Here is a 22,881-nt window from a genome sequence, read left to right as displayed (position 1 = left end):
AAATTAACGCTCCCTGAATGCTTCGCGAGCCTTCAGTACTGGCTTCAACAAGTAAGACAAAATTGATTTTTCACCGGTGCGAATCTCTACAGTCGCAACCATGCCGGGAATAATTGGAAACTGCTTATCCTTTACGTGGAGGGCTGCAGTGTCGGTACGTATGTATACGCGGTAGTAATTAGGATCGCCCCGACCTGTGCGAGCACGCTCTTCATCGTAAATCGTATCCGGACTGATATGCTCAACCTGTCCGTTCAGCCCACCATAAATCGCATAATCATAAGCTGTGATTTTTACCGTCGCTGGCATGCCAGGACGGAGAAACGCAACATCTGAAGGTTTGATTTTTGCTTCCACCAATAACCGATCCTCCAGGGGTATTAGCGTCATAATCTCCGCACCTTCCTGGATAACACCACCGCGAGTCGTCACTTTGATGTTATTAATCGTACCGCGCAGCGGCGCCACAATTGTGGTGCGCTGCATCACGTCCTTTCGCCCGGCGAGGATCTGCCTTGCCTGGGCCAGTTCACTTTCTGCCTTGGTTAAATCGCTGTTAGCGTCAGACCGAAAGCGGTTAGTGCGATCGGCAATCTGCAGCCTGAATTCGTTTGCCTGACGTTTGAGCCGCAGTATTTCTACATCGGAGATCAGCCCCTGCCGCGCCAGAGGCTCGGACAGCTTTACTTCACCCTCGGACAACTCCAGGCTATGTTTTAGCGCATCAACGGATTCATTCAGGGTTTTCTGTCGCGATATCCAGGCCTGTGTTTCATCATGGATGATCGAATTGATGTTTTTAATCTCATCAGGGAAGTCAAGTGGGGTGCTATAAGCTTCAGAACGCAGGCGGGCCACGGTACCTTCAAGCCCTTGAACACGAGAAAGCGCTTCCTGATAGCTGGCATTGGAGCGGGTAGGATCGATGTTGAGCAACACCTGACCCTTTTCCACTACGTCTCCCTCTTTTACGTTTAGATCTTCGAGGATCCCGCCTTCCAGGCTCTGAATGACCTGCTCGTGTGAGGCAGGAATGACCTTTCCTTCACCCGTAGTTATTTCTTCCACGATGGCGAAATGAGCCCATGTCAGGGCAATCACCAGAATCGCCATGATTAGCCATAGCACCATGGTGGTGACGGGTGTTTTTTGTACCAGCAGCGCGCCTTGAAGATCGCGCATGAATTTCAAGTCATCTCCATTCGCCCTGCCTCCCGCTTTTTGGGGCGGTACTATTTGCAACGCATTGCCCGAATTAACTTCTCCAGCCTGAACGGGCACATTCGATTTATCATTCATAACCTTTCTCTTCAGCCCTGTTCAGGCAAATCTTTCCTATTTTCAACGTTGGTGGCTGCATGAAGTTCCGCGAAAACTGCATCCTTATCTCCATCACGCGTGATACGCCCATCAACCAAAACCATCAGGCGGTTCACGAGTTTTAACAATGAGAAACGGTGCGTCACGATAATCAGCGTCTGGTCCGTGATCGCTTTCTGAAGCTGATCAATAAATTTCGCCTCAGTCAGCGCATCCATTGAACTGGTCGGCTCATCCATCAAAATGATTTTGGGTTCCAGCAGCATGCATCTTGCCAGAGCCACCAATTGACGCTGACCGCCAGAAAGTAGCTGTCCCATCTCACCAACCGGCATATCGAATCCCATAGGATGGTGCGCTGCAATCTGATCAAGACCGGTCATTTTCGATATACGCAGGAAATGTGAGGTACTGGCCGAAGGGTTGCCAATCATTACGTTTTCACGTAGCGAACCGTAAAACAGTCGACAATCCTGTCCCACGTAACCCACAGCAGTACGCCAGTCGGACGGATCAATCTGTGATACATCCACACCATCGATAGTCATCTGACCACTGTCTGGCTGATAAAGACGGGCAATGAGTTTGAGAAGGGTAGATTTACCACTACCGATATTGCCGATGATCGCTACACGCTCACCACGTCCAATCTGAAAAGTGAGGTTATCAATGACTTTAATCGTGTTGGCCATTCCGGGAATCGGGTAGTCAAAATTGACCTGCTTCAGATGAATGTTGCCTTCAAAACTCGGTGAAGGGAGATAGCTGCGCGTATGGTCGCGATCCGTCGGCATTTTCATAAACTGGTTAAGTGATCTCAGAGCCGTTTTCGCCTGCTGGTATCGGATCGCCAAACCTACCATTGCAGCCAATGGTGACAATAAACGGCCAGAAAGGATCACCACACCAACCATCGAACCCATAGTGAGTTGCCCGGCGTGAATTAAGTAGACTCCCCACACCACGATGGTCACCGTGGTAAGCTGTTGCGTGAATGTGGCAAAGCTGAGTGTCAGGCTGGAGAGGTGACGGATCTTCATCGAGGTAGCAGCAGAAAGCGCACTGAAGTCTTCCCATCGCTTTTGCATGACACCTTCACCGCGAGAAGCTTTCAGCGCTTCAATGCCTTCGATGCTTTCTATCAACAAACCGTGCTTAAGCGACGACTCACGCATATTCTCGCTCATATAGCGGGACAGCGGACGCTGAATCAGGATGCTGACAATCAGGATGATCGGGATTGCCATAAATGGCACCCACGCCAGCGGGCCACCGATCATATAAATGATCAGCAAAAAGAGGATACTGAACGGAAGATCCGACAATGTTGCTAACGTGGCTGAAGTCATAAAGTCACGTACCGACTCAAACTCACGTAACTGGTTAGCAAAGGAGCCAGCAGATTGAGGCTTATACTCCAGTCGTACCGACATCATCTGGCGAAATAGCGTTGTACCAAGTACCAGGTCAGCTTTTTTACCAGCAACATCAATAAGCCAGGCACGGATCTGGCGAGACACAAACTCAAATATAATCGCTATTGCCACGCCAATCGCCAAAGACCAGAGGGTCGCGTAAGCTTGGTTAGGTACCACGCGATCGTAAACGTTCATGGTGAAAAAAGTGGTGGCCAGTGTCAGAATGTTAGCCAGTAGCGCGGCGATCGCGGCGCTATAAAAGAAATGGCGGTAACGCCATAAGGTACTGAATAACCAATGCCCTTCACGATTAACCTCCGGCAGGATAGTATCTATGCCAGATTTCATTTCCGGTCTGCGGCTGGAGAGTAATGCATAGCCAGTAAAATCACGCATTAAATCATCAGTACTTACCTTACACTCAGTATTGCTCTCTGGCAGGATTATGGTGTAAGTAATCTGACCTGCTTTCCCTTTATTGCGCGATGTCAGTACACAATAGGTATCGTCTTTTTTAGCAATGACAACTGGAAACAGATAATCAGAAATATTTTTCAGATCGCGCTTAACCCAACCGGCTGATATTCCTGTTTGCCCAAGCATTTTAACGGCCATTTCTGGAGAAAGCCTACGCTCTCTTGGCAGGTCTGAATATAATACCGCTGTACTAACATTCTTGTCATAGAATCTGGTTAGCCATTTGACAGATGCTAACAGTGTATCTTGCATCCCACTGTTAGCTGCTTCGTCCAGAGCCATAAGCGGTGGCACTGGCGCGAGTTGAATATCACCCATAACGTTCTTTTTACTTAAATAACAATTCGGATTGCATTTATATCATAGATTTTATTTTTACTCGCGACGTCATGGATTATTTTCCACTTAATTATGATTAGAAATCACACAGAAAATTAAGTTTTCTTAAATGTGCGAGCAATGATGAGGCATCCTCTTAGAAAGTGAATCTTTAGCCAATAAAAACAATGAATTATAAAATAAAAAAATAAGTAATTTCTTAGAACCACCATCATAATTTAACCAATGGCAGAAACATTTTATAGAAGGGAGCATCTCTGGCAGAAATTGTGTCACTCACAAGGCTAGGCCTGCCTGTAAGCTTGTCATTTTATATGAGAGATGAAACATTTAAATTTGATTGAGATCATGTTTTACGGATGAATTCACTGATGCATGAACAAGATAGAAATATCAATTAACCTTTAATAAAAAAAAGCTCCGCCGAAAAATTAACTGGGCGGAGCAGAAACATAACAAACATTAACTATATGGAAATAATTTTACTACTGGCTATTCACCATAATGTCAACACGCCGACTCAATTTATTACAGCCATCGCCCTGTTGCTTACTGCAACCATTTGCGCTCTGGGCAATGCCCTGTCCTTGGGTATCAATAATGGCTGCTGTAATACCAGCATCAATTAAAGCTTTGCGTACGGTTTCCGCACGCGCCGCTGAAAGACGACGATTACTTTCACTGTTGCCAATACCATCAGTAAATCCAATAAGAACAATACCCCCAATGTTATTGGAATGACGGGTGAATTCGATTATCCGCTCCAGTTTTCGTTTCGATTCAGGCAGGAGTTGCTCATAGCTACTACCGGCAAAGCGAAACAGAACTGAATCTTTAATTAGCGTGACATCCTTGCCACCACCGATGTAGCGACATTGCTGTACGCTGGAAGCGCGGTTAATCAGACGATGGTTGCGGTCCATAGACGATAGTTCCCTTTCCGCGTCCTGCCGATATACAGGTTTGCTGATCAAACTTTGACCTGGTTCAGCACGTATGAAGTAACTTGTGCCTCCATTAAACTGCGCGTGCGCAGTGGCGTTGGTTTTCTGACGATAAAATGGCTCGTCGTGCACGGCTGCGACCAGTGTATGCTGACCTGCTGCCACGCACAGAGTCGTAAACTCACCCGGTAGTAGTGCAGTGTGAAACTCTTTATCGACATAGATACTTATCGGTGCTGAGCTAACCTTTGCAGAAATCGGATAATAGTAGGTAATGAGTGACTGCTCAGGCACCACCTGCGCGCTGGGCTGATATAAGCTTGTAACAGATGTGTTTTGATCCTTCTTTTCGCTGCCATTCAGCAGAAAACCTTTGGCCTGAGCCTGGGTTGATAACAGTAAAGCACCGCCAAGCAGACATGCCAATGCCTGCTTCACGCCACGCATAGTAGGATTACATTTCATATTAATGCTCCATATTCTCTAGTACGGTTCCATTTACCCGCAAAGAGTTTTTCGATAGCGCAGCCCGTAAGAGCTGCGCTTTTATTTACCTGTCCCTCACCAGAGGCGGTGGACATTCGTCAACGTAGCAACTGCATCACACCATGATCTGATTGTTCTGCAGCAGAGTTACGAGGTCGGTATGAACATCCGTCAGCGTTACAACCGCAGTAAAATTGTGGCTGCCACCTGTTCCGTCACGATCAATACTGATCACCGTATCGTTGCCCGACACTTCTACCTTCAGATAATCCATGAGGCCTTTTGAAGAGTTATCCAGCTTCAGTACGCCGTCATCCTTATAGAAGGAAACGCTACCTGTGTAGTCGAGCATAGCGCTGAGGTCGATAACGTCAGCGTTTCCGTCCGTAGCGATATTGCCTACATGGAATCCCTGAACCGTGTCATGACCGTTACCGCCAGTACCGTCCTGCTCAGCGCCAGTCAGCACTTTGTACATGAGTACATCGTTACCGCCGCCGGTCAGGATAAACGTGTCATTGCCACCGCGACCTTCAAACTGGTTGTTAGCCGCGCTGTCAGTGAACGTATCTGCCTGGCTGGTGCCGATCAGACCTTCGATACTGATCAGTGTGTCATTACCGATGCCTGCACCACTGGCTGTGCCCGTACTCAGGTTTGCCGTGACCGCGCTGGTGGAGTTGCTGTAGTCCAGCGTATCCAGACCTGCGTTTGCGTCCCACGTCTGTTCCCCAATAACGGTTAGATTCCAACCGCCGCCGCCGGTGTAAGTATCATCACCCAATGAACCGTGGAAGGTATCGTTATAACCGGTACCCGTGATGCCATCGGAGCCGATGGTACTGTTATCCGCCGTATCACTCTCAGCCGTCAGAACATAGGCATCGTGTGCTTTACCGGTGGTCAGTCCCCCCCAAGTTTCGTTTACTGTGCCGTTGACGTAGCCGCCAATACTGTCAGTAGCCCCGACGTGGTCAGCTACGCCATTAGTGATACGCAGCAGCTGTACCGAGTAAACTTCATTCGGATCCAACCCGAAGAAGCTCACCAGTCCCATACTGTTGCTGGAACCTGAACTTTGCGGGTTAATCAGCTGCGTGGACACCAGTTCACCCGCGGAGTTGTAAAGCTTCACGGTGTTGCTGTAGTACGTATTGATGCCATTACCATCAAGGATACGGATCTGCAGGCTGGTACCGTCCGCGGCAATGTTGGTGTTTTTCACCAGCAGTGTCGGTGCAGCATCGTCGCTAGCCACCACGTCAGTCCTGGTGCCAGAACGATAAAGCACCAAGTCCATCGAGCCATCCCAGTCATAATCCAGCGCTACTGCCCCCGTCAGGTTACTGTAGGCTGTATCAGTCAGGGCGATTCCGCCACCACTCCAGTCGTTGGTGCCATTATTCAGATACAACATCGGTGTTGCTGAAGTGCCGGTTCGCGGAACTTCGATGATGTCCATCATCCCGTCGTGGTTCCAGTCAACAGCCAGTGAAGTACCACCCAGTAAGTCGTCACCAAACCACAGGGCATTGGCGTCCGTTGCCAGCAGATGACCCTCACCATCGTTCAGATAAATACGACTTTCAGACGTGTTGTTCGCCGCCTTCGAACCACTGGCGAGGAACAGATCCAACCAGCCATCACCGTTGAAGTCCGCATAGGTCATTGATATGGAGTAATTTCCATAATCATCCGCACCATCGTTTTTGAAAACGTCAGCGTAGTAACCTACGGAGCTAAAGGTGGTGGTGCCATCACCATTAGTGGTGTTGTACAAAATCCCCAACCCACGTGAACCATTGCCCGCATAGTTACCGGCGCCGTTGTAATCAATGTGGGCGGTGATATCAACAGTACCGTTGTTATCGATATCTACCGCACCTACTTCGTGCATGATGCTCAGATCAGCCGGTACAGCACCTCCTGGATGGCCGTTATCAAATCCATCATTCTTCTCATAAGAAAGCGTACCATCTACGTTTTTAAGAAACGAAATGGAGTCCGATTCAGAGTCTGCGAGCACAAAGTCCAGATAACCGTCACCCTCACGATCGTAAGCGATCACGCCGCCAAGGTGGTTCAGGGTACCCTGGTCCACAACTTGCGGTGTCCAGGTGCCGTCGGCATTCTGTATCCAATAGCCAGTGCGCCCGTAGTTGTTATAGTCACTGACTTGCGCCATCAAATCGGTGTAACCATCGCGGTTGATATCGGCAAAGGTCATCGAGTTGACGTAGTGCCAGTAGCCTCCTGCGCTGAGATTCCAGTTAGCACCATTGTCATTGGTCGCCTCCTCAAGATAGGTAGAGGTGTAATCCTCAGTGGTTACTGCATCGTAAACGCGCACGGCGTTGGCCAGGTCATCATTCTTGGTACCACCAACGCTCTGAGCAAACGACCAGCCGCCTGAACCATCAATGGTTACTGCTGCGGCGTTTAGCCCGATTTCCGGTGATGCCGTTCCCCCCCATGATTGCTCGAGCACCGTTACACCTGTACCGTCAGTTACACCTGTACTGGTGGAGAGCGACATCGATGAACGGTTACCTGCCGCATCCCAGACCACAAAGGCCAGATTCTGAGCACCTGCTGGCAAAGTGGTAGTCAGAGTCCAGGTTCCATCACTGTTGGCAGTGGCGAACCCTATCACCTGATCCAAACCTTCCTGGTAAGTTCCGTTCTGATTCACATCGCTGACCAGCGAGACGATTGCCCCTGCTTCGACTGTACCGTAAGTGGCGCTGGTGAATGTCATGACATCCTCAGAGCCAACAGCCGTATCGACTTGCGGTGCCATCGTCAGCGCATCAGGCGAATCCAGATCGATCACGACGCTGTAGCTGTCCTGGAATCCGGTGTCATCCGCCACATTTCCCAGACTGTCCATCACACGAAGCTGGAAGTCATAGGTCGTACTCACTGTGGCTTCCGCCAGCCCGTAACTCCAGGTGGATCCGCTTTCAGACAGCAGTGTGGTCCAGGTACTACCGTTATCGAACGAAATCTGTAGATATTCGTCGTCCTTCAGCTCCTGGCTCAGAGTACCGCTGACAGTTACCGTGGTGTCACGGGTGACCAGATCGCTGTTGGTAGCATCTGCACTGTGGCTGAACAAATCACCTTCTGTCAGACCATTGCTGGTATCAGTAGTGATGAGCGCCGTGGTAGTGATACCCGCAACGTCTGGTCCTGTGGTTTTCAGCGTCAGGTCAAAGACATTGCTTTCAGCACTTGTCTGCCCTACATCACTACTGGATGTTGCCGTAAACGCATGGGTTCCATCCTCAAGGCCACTGGCGGTGAAAGTCCAATTACCCGTAGCGTCCGCCTGGGTAGTGCCAATCTCCGTGCCATTGTCCAGGATGTGCACCACGCTGTCGGCAACCGCTGTACCGCTTAGCGTTGGCGTAGCGTCGTCCGTACTGTCGCCACTGGCCAAATCCCCCGTATTAATGCCCGCATCGTCATATCCCTTATCAATCGTTGGTGCGTCGATTGACTCAGACACCACAGTGATCGTGTATGCCGGGGTCGGGTCGGTACTGTTACCCGCTGCATCGGTCTCTACCGCCGTCAGATCGTTCACGCCTACTGAAAGTGCGTTGCTGTCGTCCAGCGCCAGGTTCCAGTTGCCGTCTGTCTGTACGGTGGTGCTGCCCAACACGGACTGCGTGCCGTTCAGCGTGGCGCTGACGGTGATCGTGTCGCCTGCTGTGCCGGTACCGGAGATCACCGGCTGGGTGTCGTCGGTGCTGCCGCCGCTGACGACGTTGCCCTGGATTTCGCCCACGTCATCCGCGAACCCGCTGATGGCAAGTTTCGAGGCGTCCGGCGGAGTCGTGTCAACCGTAATGGTGACCGCCGCCGACGGTTCAGAGGCGTTGCCTGCCGCATCGATTTCGGTGGTGGAGAGCGTGTGATCGCCTTCGTCCAGCGGCGTCTCCGGCGTCCACGACCAGCTGCCGTCGTCGCCGACGGTGGTGCTGCCGATCACCTCGCCGTTGTCCAGAATGGCGATGGTGTCACCGGCTTCGCCCTGACCGGACAGCGCCGGCTGGGCGTCGTCGGTCACGTCGCCGTCGGCCAGCTGACCGGTGATGTCACCCACGTTATCAGTCACCACCGGTGCCGCCGGGGTGGCCGGCGCGGTGGTGTCCACGGTCACGGTGATGGCCGCTGACGGTTCCGAGGTGTTACCCGCCGCGTCGGTGGCGGTGGTGGAGAGGGTGTGGTCACCTTCGTCCAGCGCGATGTCCGGCGTCCACGACCAGCTGCCGTCGTCGCCGACGGTGGTGCTGCCGATCACCTCACCGTTGTCGAAGATGGCGATGGTGTCACCGGCCTCGCCCTGACCGGACAGCGCCGGCTGGGTGTCGTCGGTGGTGTCGCCGTCGGCCAGCGGACCGGTGATGTCGCCGACGTTATCGGTCACCACCGGCGCCGCCGGGGTGGCCGGGGCCGCAGTGTCAACCGTGATGGTGACCGCTGCTGACGGTTCGGAGGTGTTGCCTGCCGCATCCGTGGCGGTGGTGGAGAGGGTGTGGTCACCGTCGTCCAGCGCGGTGTCCGGCGTCCACGACCAGCTGCCGTCGTCGCCGACGGTGGTGCTGCCGATCACCTCGCCGTTGTCCAGAATGGCGATGGTGTCACCGGCTTCGCCCTGGCCGGACAGCGCCGGCTGGGTGTCGTCGGTGGTGTCGCCGTCGGCCAGCTGACCGGTGATGTCACCCACGTTGTCAGTCACCACCGGTGCCGCCGGGGTGGCCGGCGCGGTGGTGTCCACGGTCACGGTGATGGCCGCTGACGGTTCCGAGGTGTTACCCGCCGCGTCGGTGGCGGTGGTGGAGAGGGTGTGGTCACCTTCGTCCAGCGCGGTGTCCGGCGTCCACGACCAGCTGCCGTCGTCGCCGACGGTGGTGCTGCCGATCACCTCGCCGTTGTCGAGGATGGCGATGGTGTCACCGGCCTCGCCCTGACCGGACAGCGCCGGCTGGGTGTCGTCGGTGGTGTCGCCGTCGGCCAGCTGACCGGTGATGTCGCCCACGTTATCGGTCACCACCGGCGCCGCCGGGGTGGCCGGGGCCGCAGTGTCGACGGTCACGGTAATGGCCGCTGACGGCTCGGAGGTGTTGCCCGCCGCGTCGGTGGCGGTGGTGGAGAGGGTGTGGTCACCTTCGTCCAGCGCGGTGTCCGGCGTCCACGACCAGCTGCCGTCGTCGCCGACGGTGGTGCTGCCGATCACCTCGCCGTTGTCGAGGATGGCGATGGTGTCACCGGCCTCGCCCTGGCCGGACAGCGCCGGCTGGGTGTCGTCGGTGGTGTCGCCGTCGGCCAGCGGACCGGTCACGTCGCCCACGTTATCAGTCACCACCGGCGCCGCCGGGGTGGCCGGCGCGGTGGTGTCCACGGTCACGGTAATGGCCGCTGACGGCTCGGAGGTGTTACCCGCCGCGTCGGTGGCGGTGGTCGAGAGGGTGTGGTCACCGTCGTCCAGCGCGGTGTCCGGCGTCCACGACCAGCTGCCGTCGTCGCCGACGGTGGTGCTGCCGATCACCTCGCCGTTGTCCAGAATGGCGATGGTGTCACCGGCCTCGCCCTGACCGGACAGCGCCGGCTGGGTGTCGTCGGTGGTGTCGCCGTCGGCCAGCGGACCGGTGATGTCGCCCACGTTGTCAGTCACCACCGGCGCCGCCGGGGTGGCCGGGGCCGCAGTGTCCACGGTCACGGTAATGGCCGCTGACGGCTCGGAGGTGTTGCCCGCCGCGTCGGTGGCAGTGGTGGAGAGCGTGTGATCGCCTTCGTCCAGCGCGGTGTCCGGCGTCCACGACCAGCTGCCGTCGTCGCCGACGGTGGTGCTGCCGATCACCTCACCGTTGTCGAGGATGGCGATGGTGTCACCGGCCTCGCCCTGACCGGACAGCGCCGGCTGGGTGTCGTCGGTGGTGTCGCCGTCGGCCAGCTGACCGGTGATGTCACCCACGTTATCGGTGACGACCGGGGCGGCCGGGGTGGCCGGCGCGGTGGTGTCCACGGTCACGGTAATGGCCGCTGACGGTTCGGAGGTGTTACCCGCCGCGTCGGTGGCGGTGGTCGAGAGGGTGTGGTCACCGTCGTCCAGCGCGGTGTCCGGCGTCCACGACCAGCTGCCGTCGTCGCCGACGGTGGTGCTGCCGATCACCTCGCCGTTGTCCAGAATGGCGATGGTGTCACCGGCCTCGCCCTGACCGGACAGCGCCGGCTGGGTGTCGTCGGTGGTGTCGCCGTCGGCCAGCTGACCGGTGATGTCGCCCACGTTGTCAGTCACCACCGGCGCCGCCGGGGTGGCCGGGGCCGCAGTGTCCACGGTCACGGTAATGGTCGCTGACGGCTCGGAGGTGTTGCCCGCCGCGTCGGTTGCAGTGGTGGAGAGGGTGTGGTCACCGTCGTCCAGCGCGGTGTCCGGCGTCCACGACCAGCTGCCGTCGTCGCCGACGGTGGTGCTGCCGATCACCTCGCCGTTGTCCAGAATGGCGATGGTGTCACCGGCCTCGCCCTGACCGGACAGCGCCGGCTGGGTGTCGTCGGTGGTGTCGCCGTCGGCCAGCTGACCGGTGATGTCACCCACGTTATCGGTGACGACCGGTGCCGCCGGGGTGGCCGGCGCGGTGGTATCCACGGTCACGGTAATGGCCGCTGACGGTTCCGAGGTGTTACCCGCCGCGTCGGTGGCGGTGGTCGAGAGGGTGTGGTCACCTTCGTCCAGCGCGGTGTCCGGCGTCCACGACCAGCTGCCGTCGTCGCCGACGGTGGTGCTGCCGATCACCTCGCCGTTGTCCAGAATGGCGATGGTGTCACCGGCCTCGCCCTGACCGGACAGCGCCGGCTGGGTGTCGTCGGTGGTGTCGCCGTCGGCCAGCGGACCGGTGATGTCGCCGACGTTATCGGTCACCACCGGCGCTGCCGGGGTGGCCGGCGCGGTGGTGTCCACGGTCACGGTGATGGCCGCTGACGGTTCCGAGGTGTTACCCGCCGCGTCGGTGGCGGTGGTCGAGAGGGTGTGGTCACCGTCGTCCAGCGCGGTGTCCGGCGTCCACGACCAGCTGCCGTCGTCGCCGACGGTGGTGCTGCCGATCACCTCGCCGTTGTCCAGAATGGCGATGGTGTCACCGGCCTCGCCCTGACCGGACAGCGCCGGCTGGGTGTCGTCGGTGGTGTCGCCGTCGGCCAGCGGACCGGTGATGTCACCCACGTTGTCAGTCACCACCGGTGCCGCCGGGGTGGCCGGCGCGGTGGTGTCCACGGTCACGGTGATGGCCGCTGACGGTTCCGAGGTGTTACCCGCCGCGTCGGTGGCGGTGGTGGAGAGGGTGTGGTCACCTTCGTCCAGCGCGGTGTCCGGCGTCCACGACCAGCTGCCGTCGTCGCCGACGGTGGTGCTGCCGATCACCTCGCCGTTGTCCAGAATGGCGATGGTGTCACCGGCCTCGCCCTGACCGGACAGCGCCGGCTGGGTGTCGTCGGTGGTGTCGCCGTCGGCCAGCTGACCGGTGATGTCGCCCACGTTGTCAGTCACCACCGGCGCCGCCGGGGTGGCCGGGGCCGCAGTGTCGACGGTCACGGTAATGGCCGCTGACGGCTCGGAGGTGTTGCCCGCCGCGTCGGTGGCGGTGGTGGAGAGGGTGTGGTCACCTTCGTCCAGCGCGGTGTCCGGCGTCCACGACCAGCTGCCGTCGTCGCCGACGGTGGTGCTGCCGATCACCTCGCCGTTGTCGAGGATGGCGATGGTGTCACCGGCCTCGCCCTGGCCGGACAGCGCCGGCTGGGTGTCGTCGGTGGTGTCGCCGTCGGCCAGCGGACCGGTGATGTCACCCACGTTATCGGTGACGACCGGCGCCGCCGGGGTGGCCGGGGCCGCAGTGTCAACCGTGATGGTGACCGCTGCTGACGGCTCGGAGGTGTTACCCGCCGCGTCGGTGGCGGTGGTCGAGAGGGTGTGGTCACCGTCGTCCAGCGCGGTGTCCGGCGTCCACGACCAGCTGCCGTCGTCGCCGACGGTGGTGCTGCCGATCACCTCGCCGTTGTCCAGAATGGCGATGGTGTCACCGGCCTCGCCCTGACCGGACAGCGCCGGCTGGGTGTCGTCGGTGGTGTCGCCGTCGGCCAGCGGACCGGTGATGTCGCCCACGTTGTCAGTCACCACCGGCGCCGCCGGGGTGGCCGGGGCCGCAGTGTCCACGGTCACGGTAATGGTCGCTGACGGCTCGGAGGTGTTGCCCGCCGCGTCGGTTGCAGTGGTGGAGAGCGTGTGATCGCCTTCGTCCAGCGCGGTGTCCGGCGTCCACGACCAGCTGCCGTCGTCGCCGACGGTGGTGCTGCCGATCACCTCACCGTTGTCGAGGATGGCGATGGTGTCACCGGCCTCGCCCTGGCCGGACAGCGCCGGCTGGGTGTCGTCGGTGGTGTCGCCGTCGGCCAGCTGACCGGTGATGTCACCCACGTTATCGGTGACGACCGGTGCCGCCGGGGTGGCCGGCGCGGTGGTGTCCACGGTCACGGTAATGGCCGCTGACGGTTCCGAGGTGTTACCCGCCGCGTCGGTGGCGGTGGTGGAGAGGGTGTGGTCACCGTCGTCCAGCGCGGTGTCCGGCGTCCACGACCAGCTGCCGTCGTCGCCGACGGTGGTGCTGCCGATCACCTCGCCGTTGTCGAGGATGGCGATGGTGTCACCGGCCTCGCCCTGACCGGACAGCGCCGGCTGGGTGTCATCGGTGGTGTCGCCGTCGGCCAGCGGACCGGTGATGTCGCCCACGTTGTCGGTGACGACCGGGGCGGCCGGGGTGGCCGGCTGGCTGTAGTCGGTGGTCAGATCAAACGCTTCTGACTGCCCGCTGACGTTGCCCGCCGCGTCAGTCGCGGTGGTGGTGAAGCTGTGCGCGCCTTCGCTCAGGGTGGAGGTCGGCGTGTAGCTCCAGTTGCCGCTGCCGTCGGCTTTCACCGAGCCCATCGCCTTGTCGCCGTCATAGACGGTAATGATGCTGCCCGCTTCCGCCGTGCCGCTCAGGGTCGGCGTCGGATCGTCGGTGGTGCTGCCGTTCGCCAGCTCGCCCTGCACGCTGCCCACATCGTCGGTGACGCTGCCGATGGCCGGGGCGGCCGGGGCGGCGGTATCGACGGTGAAGGCCGTCACCGCATCCTCACTGACGTTGCCCGCCGCGTCGGTGGCGTTCGCGGTGATGGTGTGCGCGCCGTCAGCCAGCGCACTGGCCGGTGTGAAGCTCCAGCTGCCGCTCTGGTCCACGGTGGCGGTACCCAGCAGGGTGCCGTTGTCCAGCACGCTGATGATGCTGCCCGCCTTGCCGCTGCCGCGGATCTCCGGCAGGGTATCGTCGGTCACGCCGTTCTGCGCCACGTTGCCGGTGACGCTGCCCGCATCGTCCACCACGCTGGTGATGGCGATGGTTACCGCGCTGGTGTCAACGGTGATGCTCACCGCCGGCGTCAGCGCCGACTCGTTGCCCGCCGCGTCGGTGACGCTGACGGCCAGGCTGTGATCCCCGTCGGACAGCGCGCTGCCCGGCGTGAAGCTCCAGCTGCCGTCTTCGCCGGCCGTAACGGAGCCGATGACCTCGCTGCCGTCGTACACGCTGACCACGCTGCCCGGCTCGGCGGTACCGCCGAAGGTCGGGGTGCTGTCGTCGGTGGTGTCACCGCTCAGGAGGGTCCCCTGGCTGTCGCCGACGTTGTCGGTCAGGCTCAGATCGCTGACGGCGGCCGGGGCCTGGGTATCCACGGTGAGATCCCACGCGCCGCTTTCGCTGCTGACCTGGCCGACGCTGCTCACCGCGTCTGCGGTAAACACGTGGTCACCGTCCTGCAGGGCAGTGGCCGGGGTGAAGCTCCAGTTGCCGTCGTTATCGGCGGTGCTGCTGCCCAGCAGGCTGCCGTTGTCGTACACGCGGACCACCATGCCGGCCCCCGCAGAGCCGTTGAGGGCAGGGGTGCTGTCGTTGGTGACGGCACCTTTCTGCACGGCTTCCGTGATGCCCACGTCGTCGATCACGCTGTTAATGCTCGGTGCCGCCGGGGCGCCGGTCACCACGGTGACGTCGTAGGCCGGAGTCGGGCTGGTGCTGTTGCCCGCCGCGTCGGTCTCCACCGCCGTCAGGCTGTGGGTGCCCGCCGCCAGCGCGTTGCTGCCGTCCAGCGCCAGGCTCCAGCTGCCGTCCCCGTCAACGGTCGCGCTGCCCAGCACGGACTGCGTGCCGTTCAGCGTGGTATAGACGGTGATCGTGTCGCCTGCGGTGCCGGTACCGGAGATCACCGGCTGGGTGTCATCGGTGCTGCCGCCGCTGACGACGTTGCCCTGGATTTCGCCCACGTCATCCGCGAACCCGCTGATGGCAAGTTTCGAGGCGTCCGGCGGGGTGATGTCAACCGTGATGGTGACCGCCGCCGACGGCTCGGAGGTGTTGCCTGCCGCGTCGGTGGCGGTGGTGGAGAGCGTGTGATCGCCTTCGTCCAGCGCGGTGTCCGGCGTCCACGACCAGCTGCCGTCGTCGCCGACGGTGGTGCTGCCGATCACCTCGCCGTTGTCGAGGATGGCGATGGTGTCACCGGCCTCGCCCTGACCGGACAGCGCCGGCTGGGTGTCGTCGGTCACGTCGCCGTCGGCCAGCTGACCGGTGATGTCACCCACGTTATCAGTCACCACCGGTGCTGCCGGGGTGGCCGGCGCGGTGGTGTCCACGGTCACGGTGATGGCCGCTGACGGTTCCGAGGTGTTACCCGCCGCGTCGGTGGCGGTGGTCGAGAGGGTGTGGTCACCGTCGTCCAGCGCGGTGTCCGGCGTCCACGACCAGCTGCCGTCGTCGCCGACGGTGGTGCTGCCGATCACCTCGCCGTTGTCCAGAATGGCGATGGTGTCACCGGCCTCGCCCTGACCGGACAGCGCCGGCTGGGTGTCGTCGGTGGTGTCGCCGTCGGCCAGCGGACCGGTGATGTCACCCACGTTATCGGTGACGACCGGTGCCGCCGGGGTGGCCGGCGCGGTGGTGTCCACGGTCACGGTGATGGCCGCTGACGGCTCGGAGGTGTTACCCGCCGCGTCAGTGGCGGTGGTCGAGAGCGCGTGGTCACCGTCATCCAGCGCGGTGTCCGGCGTCCACGACCAGCTGCCGTCGTCGCCGACGGTGGTGCTGCCGATCACCTCGCCGTTGTCGAGGATGGCGATGGTGTCACCGGCCTCGCCCTGACCGGACAGCGCCGGCTGGGTGTCATCGGTGGTGTCGCCGTCGGCCAGCGGACCGGTGATGTCGCCCACGTTGTCGGTGACGACCGGGGCGGCCGGGGTGGCCGGCTGGCTGTAGTCGGTGGTCAGATCAAACGCTTCTGACTGCCCGCTGACGTTGCCCGCCGCGTCAGTCGCGGTGGTGGTGAAGCTGTGCGCGCCTTCGCTCAGGGTGGAGGTCGGCGTGTAGCTCCAGTTGCCGCTGCCGTCGGCTTTCACCGAGCCCATCGCCTTGTCGCCGTCATAGACGGTAATGATGCTGCCCGCTTCCGCCGTGCCGCTCAGGGTCGGCGTCGGATCGTCGGTGGTGCTGCCGTTCGCCAGCTCGCCCTGCACGCTGCCCACATCGTCGGTGACGCTGCCGATGGCCGGGGCGGCCGGGGCGGCGGTATCGACGGTGAAGGCCGTCACCGCATCCTCACTGACGTTGCCCGCCGCGTCGGTGGCGTTCGCGGTGATGGTGTGCGCGCCGTCAGCCAGCGCACTGGCCGGTGTGAAGCTCCAGCTGCCGCTCTGGTCCACGGTGGCGGTACCCAGCAGGGTGCCGTTGTCCAGCACGCTGATGATGCTGCCCGCCTTGCCGCTGCCGCGGATCTCCGGCAGGGCATCGTCGGTCACGCCGTTCTGCGCCACGTTGCCGGTGACGCTGCCCGCATCGTCCACCACGCTGGTGATGGCGATGGTTACCGCGCTGGTGTCAACGGTGATGCTCACCGCCGGCGTCAGCGCCGACTCGTTGCCCGCCGCGTCGGTGACGCTGACGGCCAGGCTGTGATCCCCGTCGGACAGCGCGCTGCCCGGCGTGAAGCTCCAGCTGCCGTCTTCGCCGGCCGTAACGGAGCCGATGACCTCGCTGCCGTCGTACACGCTGACCACGCTGCCCGGCTCGGCGGTACCGCCGAAGGTCGGGGTGCTGTCGTCGGTGGTGTCACCGCTCAGGAGGGTCCCCTGGCTGTCGCCGACGTTGTCGGTCAGGCTCAGATCGCTGACGGCGGCCGGGGCCTGGGTATCCACGGTGAGATCCCACGCGCCGCTTTCGCTGCTGACCTGGCCGACGCTGCTCACCGCGTCTGCGGTAAACACGTGGTCACCGTCCTGCAGGGCAGTGGCCGGGGTGAAGCTCCAGTTGCCGTCGTTATCGGCGGTGCTGCTGCCCAGCAGGCTGCCGTTGTCGTACACGCGGACCACCATGCCGGCCCCCGCAGAGCCGTTGAGGGCAGGGGTGCTGTCGTTGGTGACGGCACCTTTCTGCACGGCTTCCGTGATGCCCACGTCGTCGATCACGCTGTTAATGCTCGGTGCCGCCGGGGCGCCGGTCACCACGGTGACGTCGTAGGCCGGAGTCGGGCTGGTGCTGTTGCCCGCCGCGTCGGTCTCCACCGCCGTCAGGCTGTGGGTGCCCGCCGCCAGCGCGTTGCTGCCGTCCAGCGCCAGGCTCCAGCTGCCGTCCCCGTCAACGGTCGCACTGCCCAGCACGGACTGCGTGCCGTTCAGCGTGGTATAGACGGTGATCGTGTCGCCTGCGGTGCCGGTACCGGAGATCACCGGCTGGGTGTCATCGGTGCTGCCGCCGCTGACGACGTTGCCCTGGATTTCGCCCACATCATCCGCGAACCCGCTGATGGCAAGTTTCGAGGCGTCCGGCGGAGTCGTGTCAACCGTAATGGTGACCGCCGCCGACGGTTCAGAGGCGTTGCCTGCCGCATCGATTTCGGTGGTGGAGAGCGTGTGATCGCCTTCGTCCAGCGGCGTCTCCGGCGTCCACGACCAGCTGCCGTCGTCGCCGACGGTGGTGCTGCCGATCACCTCGCCGTTGTCCAGAATGGCGATGGTGTCACCGGCTTCGCCCTGACCGGACAGCGCCGGCTGGGCGTCGTCGGTCACGTCGCCGTCGGCCAGCTGACCGGTGATGTCACCCACGTTATCAGTCACCACCGGTGCCGCCGGGGTGGCCGGCGCGGTGGTGTCCACGGTCACGGTGATGGCCGCTGACGGTTCCGAGGTGTTACCCGCCGCGTCGGTGGCGGTGGTCGAGAGGGTGTGGTCACCGTCGTCCAGCGCGGTGTCCGGCGTCCACGACCAGCTGCCGTCGTCGCCGACGGTGGTGCTGCCGATCACCTCGCCGTTGTCGAGGATGGCGATGGTGTCACCGGCCTCGCCCTGGCCGGACAGCGCCGGCTGGGTGTCGTCGGTGGTGTCGCCGTCGGCCAGCGGACCGGTGATGTCGCCCACGTTGTCAGTCACCACCGGCGCCGCCGGGGTGGCCGGGGCCGCAGTGTCCACGGTCACGGTGATGGCCGCTGACGGCTCGGAGGTGTTGCCCGCCGCGTCGGTGGCGGTGGTTGAGAGGGTGTGGTCACCGTCGTCCAGCGCGGTGTCCGGCGTCCACGACCAGCTGCCGTCGTCGCCGACGGTGGTGCTGCCGATCACCTCGCCGTTGTCGAGGATGGCGATGGTGTCACCGGCCTCGCCCTGGCCGGACAGCGCCGGCTGGGTGTCGTCGGTGGTGTCGCCGTCGACCAGCGGACCGGTGATGTCGCCCACGTTGTCGGTCACCACCGGCGCCGCCGGGGTGGCCGGGGCCGCAGTGTCCACGGTCACGGTGATGGCCGCTGACGGCTCGGAGGTGTTGCCCGCCGCGTCGGTGGCGGTGGTCGAGAGGGTGTGGTCACCGTCGTCCAGCGCGGTGTCCGGCGTCCACGACCAGCTGCCGTCGTCGCCGACGGTGGTGCTGCCGATCACCTCGCCGTTGTCGAGGATGGCGATGGTGTCACCGGCCTCGCCCTGACCGGACAGCGCCGGCTGGGTGTCATCGGTGGTGTCGCCGTTGGTCAGCGGACCGGTGATGTCGCCCACGTTATCGGTGACGACCGGGGCGGCCGGGGTGGCCGGCGCGGTGGTGTCCACGGTCACGGTGATGGCCGCTGACGGCTCGGAGGTGTTGCCTGCCGCGTCGGTGGCGGTGGTCGAGAGGGTGTGGTCACCGTCGTCCAGCGCGATATCCGGCGTCCACGACCAGCTGCCGTCGTCGCCGACGGTGGTGCTGCCGATCACCTCGCCGTTGTCGAGGATGGCGATGGTGTCACCGGCCTCGCCCTGGCCGGACAGCGCCGGCTGGGTGTCGTCGGTGGTGTCGCCGTCGGCCAGCGGACCGGTCACGTCACCCACGTTGTCGGTGACGACCGGGGCGGCCGGGGTGGCCGGCGCGGTGGTGTCCACGGTCACGGTGATGGCCGCTGACGGCTCGGAGGTGTTGCCCGCCGCGTCGGTGGCGGTGGTCGAGAGGGTGTGGTCACCGTCGTCCAGCGCGGTGTCCGGGGTCCACGACCAGCTGCCGTCGTCGCCGACGGTGGTGCTGCCGATCATCTCGCCGTTGTCGAGGATGGCGATGGTGTCACCGGCCTCGCCCTGGCCGGACAGCGCCGGCTGGGTGTCGTCGGTGGTGTCGCCGTCGGCCAGCGGACCGGTCACGTCGCCCACGTTGTCGGTGACGACCGGGGCGGCCGGGGTGGCCGGCGCGGTGGTGTCCACGGTCACGGTGATGGCCGCTGACGGCTCGGAGGTGTTGCCCGCCGCGTCGGTGGCGGTGGTCGAGAGGGTGTGGTCACCTTCGTCCAGCGCGGTGTCCGGCGTCCACGACCAGCTGCCGTCGTCGCCGACGGTGGCCGTGCCGATCACCTCGCCGTTGTCGAGGATGGCGATGGTGTCACCGGCCTCGCCCTGGCCGGACAGCGCCGGCTGGGTGTCATCGGTGGTGTCGCCGTCGGCCAGCGGACCGGTCACGTCGCCCACGTTGTCGGTGACGACCGGTGCCGCCGGGGTGGCCGGCGCGGTGGTGTCGACGGTCACGGTGATGGCCGCTGACGGCTCGGAGGTGTTGCCCGCCGCGTCGGTGGCGGTGGTCGAGAGGGTGTGGTCACCTTCGTCCAGTGGCGTCTCCGGCGTCCACGACCAGCTGCCGTCGTCGCCGACGGTGGCCGTGCCGATCACCTCGCCGTTGTCGAGGATGGTGATGGTGTCACCGGCCTCGCCCTGGCCGGACAGCGCCGGCTGGGTGTCATCGGTGGTGCCACCGTCGGCCAGCGGACCGGTCACGTCGCCCACGTTGTCGGTGACGACCGGGGCGGCCGGAGTGGCCGGCGCGGTGGTGTCGACGGTCACGGTGATGGCCGCTGACGGCTCGGAGGTGTTGCCCGCCGCGTCGGTGGCGGTGGTGGAGAGGGTGTGGTCACCTTCGTCCAGCGCGGTGTCCGGCGTCCACGACCAGCTGCCGTCGTCGCCGACGGTGGCCGTGCCAATCACCTCGCCGTTGTCGAGGATGGTGATGGTGTCACCGGCCTCGCCCTGGCCGGACAACGTCGGCTGGGTGTCGTCGGTGGTGCCGCCGTCGGCCAGCGGGCCGGTCACGTCGCCCACGTTGTCGGTGACGACCGGGGCGACCGGGGTGGCCGGAGCGGTGGTGTCGACTGCAATAACAAATTCCGCGGATTCTGTACTGATGTTGCCAGCTGGATCCGATTCAGTAGTGGTCAGTGAGTGACTACCATCTGCAAGATCCACGTCAGGCGTAAAGCTCCAGTTGCCATTCTTATCTACGGTTGCCGAACCAATGGCGCTACCATTGTCGTAAATGGTTATGGTGTTACCCGATTCGCCTGTTCCCCCCAGGACAGGACGCTTCTCGTCGGTCGTATCGCCACTTTGGAGTGAACCAGTAACAGTACCTGTATTGTCCAGTGCGCTTCCAACCCCTGTTGATACAGGCACGGTCTTCTCTGAGTGATGGCTGTCATTGTCGTTATGATGGGCAATCGCAACTCCAGCGCCTACGGCTCCGGCCAGCCCAAGCAGGCCGAACAGAATAGGGTAGAAGTGAGAGTCAGATTCTTCGCTCGCAAAGAAGACATCACCTGCGCCCAATGGCTGGCCTCCTAACGCCACAGGAGACAATTGGCTGTCAGTCAACAAATAGCCAGTATCATAGCTTTCGCCGGATAGGGGGATATATTGATAAATCTGCCCATCTTCAGACATACCAAGCAGAAGAGGATGCTCTCCCCCTTGTTTAAAATAGTCTTCAAGAATCAGGCATGGCTTATCATCGCCTTCATTAAAAACTTCAAGATTGCTACCTGTGCGCTTTAATGTGATGTTTTCAGGCGCAAAGTTATTGTTTTCATTCTTTAAAAGATAAACATTTCCAGGCTCTACCTTAACCTTGAGTAAATGTGTGGTGCTTGCAGATTGGCTTTCACCTTTGCCTTCCACGTTTTTAGTTACTAAAACGATTGAGTTTCCGTTTAGCTTCCCGATCATATGCTCTCCTGAGACGCAACTACCATTTTATTTCGAGTTTCAACTTTGCCATCACTTGTAAATAAGGCCATTTTCGATAGCTCACTTATTTTATTTATTAAAAGACAGTACGGATATAGACGCAGCCATGGCCTATACAAAAAGGAAAAACACTTAGAAATGGATTAATGACATTTAACACGCTGTATTAAAACGATTTATGGATTATTCAACCCTTACAAAACTACAATGTAAATAATCCACACTTAATATTTTAGGCGCAATTTAACTCAATATAAAGATAGTAATCTTTAAAGTATAGCCATAATAAAAATCGCAACCGTTAAGCAATCCTGAATAAGAAAAGAAAAGTCCGATAATTATCCAGCTTTAAGTTGCCACCCTTGTATCCCCAGCTTCTTGAGTAAATTTGATTTATGGGCGCTGATAGTTTTTTCACTGCGAGAAAGCTTAACTGATATGGCTTTGTTTGATTGCCCAGCCAAAAATAGCTCAAGTATCTGACGTTCTCGTTTGGTCAGCCTGGCTGTCTCATACATGTCTTCACTGAAATCATTAGCCGAAATATTTTGAATATTCAATACATTCCATGAATAGCAGTAGCAGCCATCAAATATGAGATTAATCGTGGAGACGAACTGATTGACACTACTATCTCTGTTTAATATTCCCCGCATTGAAGGGATGTGCTTTTGTAGCCACCTTATCTGCTTCATGTCATCTACCAAAGCCAGTATAGGGGTGTTTGTTTTTGTAAGTTCCCGGGTTAGTAATTCGCTGTGCTGATAGGCTTCTTCGCAATCTAACACAATTATATCAAAGTGTTCTTTAGCTAAAGCCGAATGCACTTTTTGTATCGCCGAGGTAGTAACCCCAGCTCCAGGGAACCCTTTCTCCAGTATATAAGAAACACCATAGAAACTAAGATTCTCTGCACCTAAAAATAAGATATTCATATCACCCCACTAAAGCATGTAACTTTTCAATGCTTTCCATTGAAAACCATTAATTCCCAACAAAATACTTTCTATAACAACTAAAAATAGATAAAAAAATGACAAAAACCTTACTAATTGGTGTGGAAAATATCACACAATATGCAACAAATCCTCTCTAAGACGAGAGGATTATAATAATTGGGATAATTCGTACTTTTATGTAATCCTCTGACTCAATCTAAGATTTAACAAGGAATAAAATAGGAATCTGTCAGAGGGATAGATTGTCAACAGATCTAAAACAAAAAACTTAATATTTTAATTTTTATCCATTCTCAAATGAGAATGAATGTAAAAAGAAATAAAAAACCTCC

5 protein-coding genes are annotated in these 22,881 nt (G+C 59.8%); all 5 read right to left on the bottom strand.

All coding sequences use genetic code 11. The features are described 5' to 3' along the window. Window positions 1-3: 3 nt before the first annotated feature. Entirely contained in the window at window positions 4-1,182 is a 1,179-nt protein-coding gene (locus AC6I8W_RS25505; RefSeq protein WP_497839381.1) for an HlyD family type I secretion periplasmic adaptor subunit, read from the bottom strand. A 128-nt stretch (window positions 1,183-1,310) separates the two neighbouring features. Further along, window positions 1,311-3,533, bottom strand: coding sequence for a type I secretion system permease/ATPase (locus AC6I8W_RS25500; RefSeq protein ID WP_497839344.1), 2,223 nt, complete (start codon window positions 3,531-3,533; stop codon window positions 1,311-1,313). A gap of 506 nt (window positions 3,534-4,039) precedes the next feature. Then, entirely contained in the window at window positions 4,040-4,963 is a 924-nt protein-coding gene (locus AC6I8W_RS25495; protein WP_497839343.1) for an OmpA family protein, read from the bottom strand. A 136-nt stretch (window positions 4,964-5,099) separates the two neighbouring features. After that, window positions 5,100-21,287: an Ig-like domain-containing protein gene (locus AC6I8W_RS25490; protein ID WP_497839380.1), complete on the bottom strand. Its 16,188-nt coding sequence runs from the start codon at window positions 21,285-21,287 to the stop codon at window positions 5,100-5,102. 641 nt (window positions 21,288-21,928) lie between these two features. After that, complete coding sequence (locus tag AC6I8W_RS25485; protein WP_497839342.1) at window positions 21,929-22,525, bottom strand: helix-turn-helix transcriptional regulator; 597 nt, start codon at window positions 22,523-22,525, stop codon at window positions 21,929-21,931. Window positions 22,526-22,881 lie beyond the last annotated feature (356 nt).

The sequence above is a fragment of the Pantoea sp. X-Soil-TKNS-1211 genome, assembly GCF_059730495.1.
Note: the sequence above shows the minus strand (reverse complement) of the source record. Positions and strands in the feature narration are given on the sequence as shown.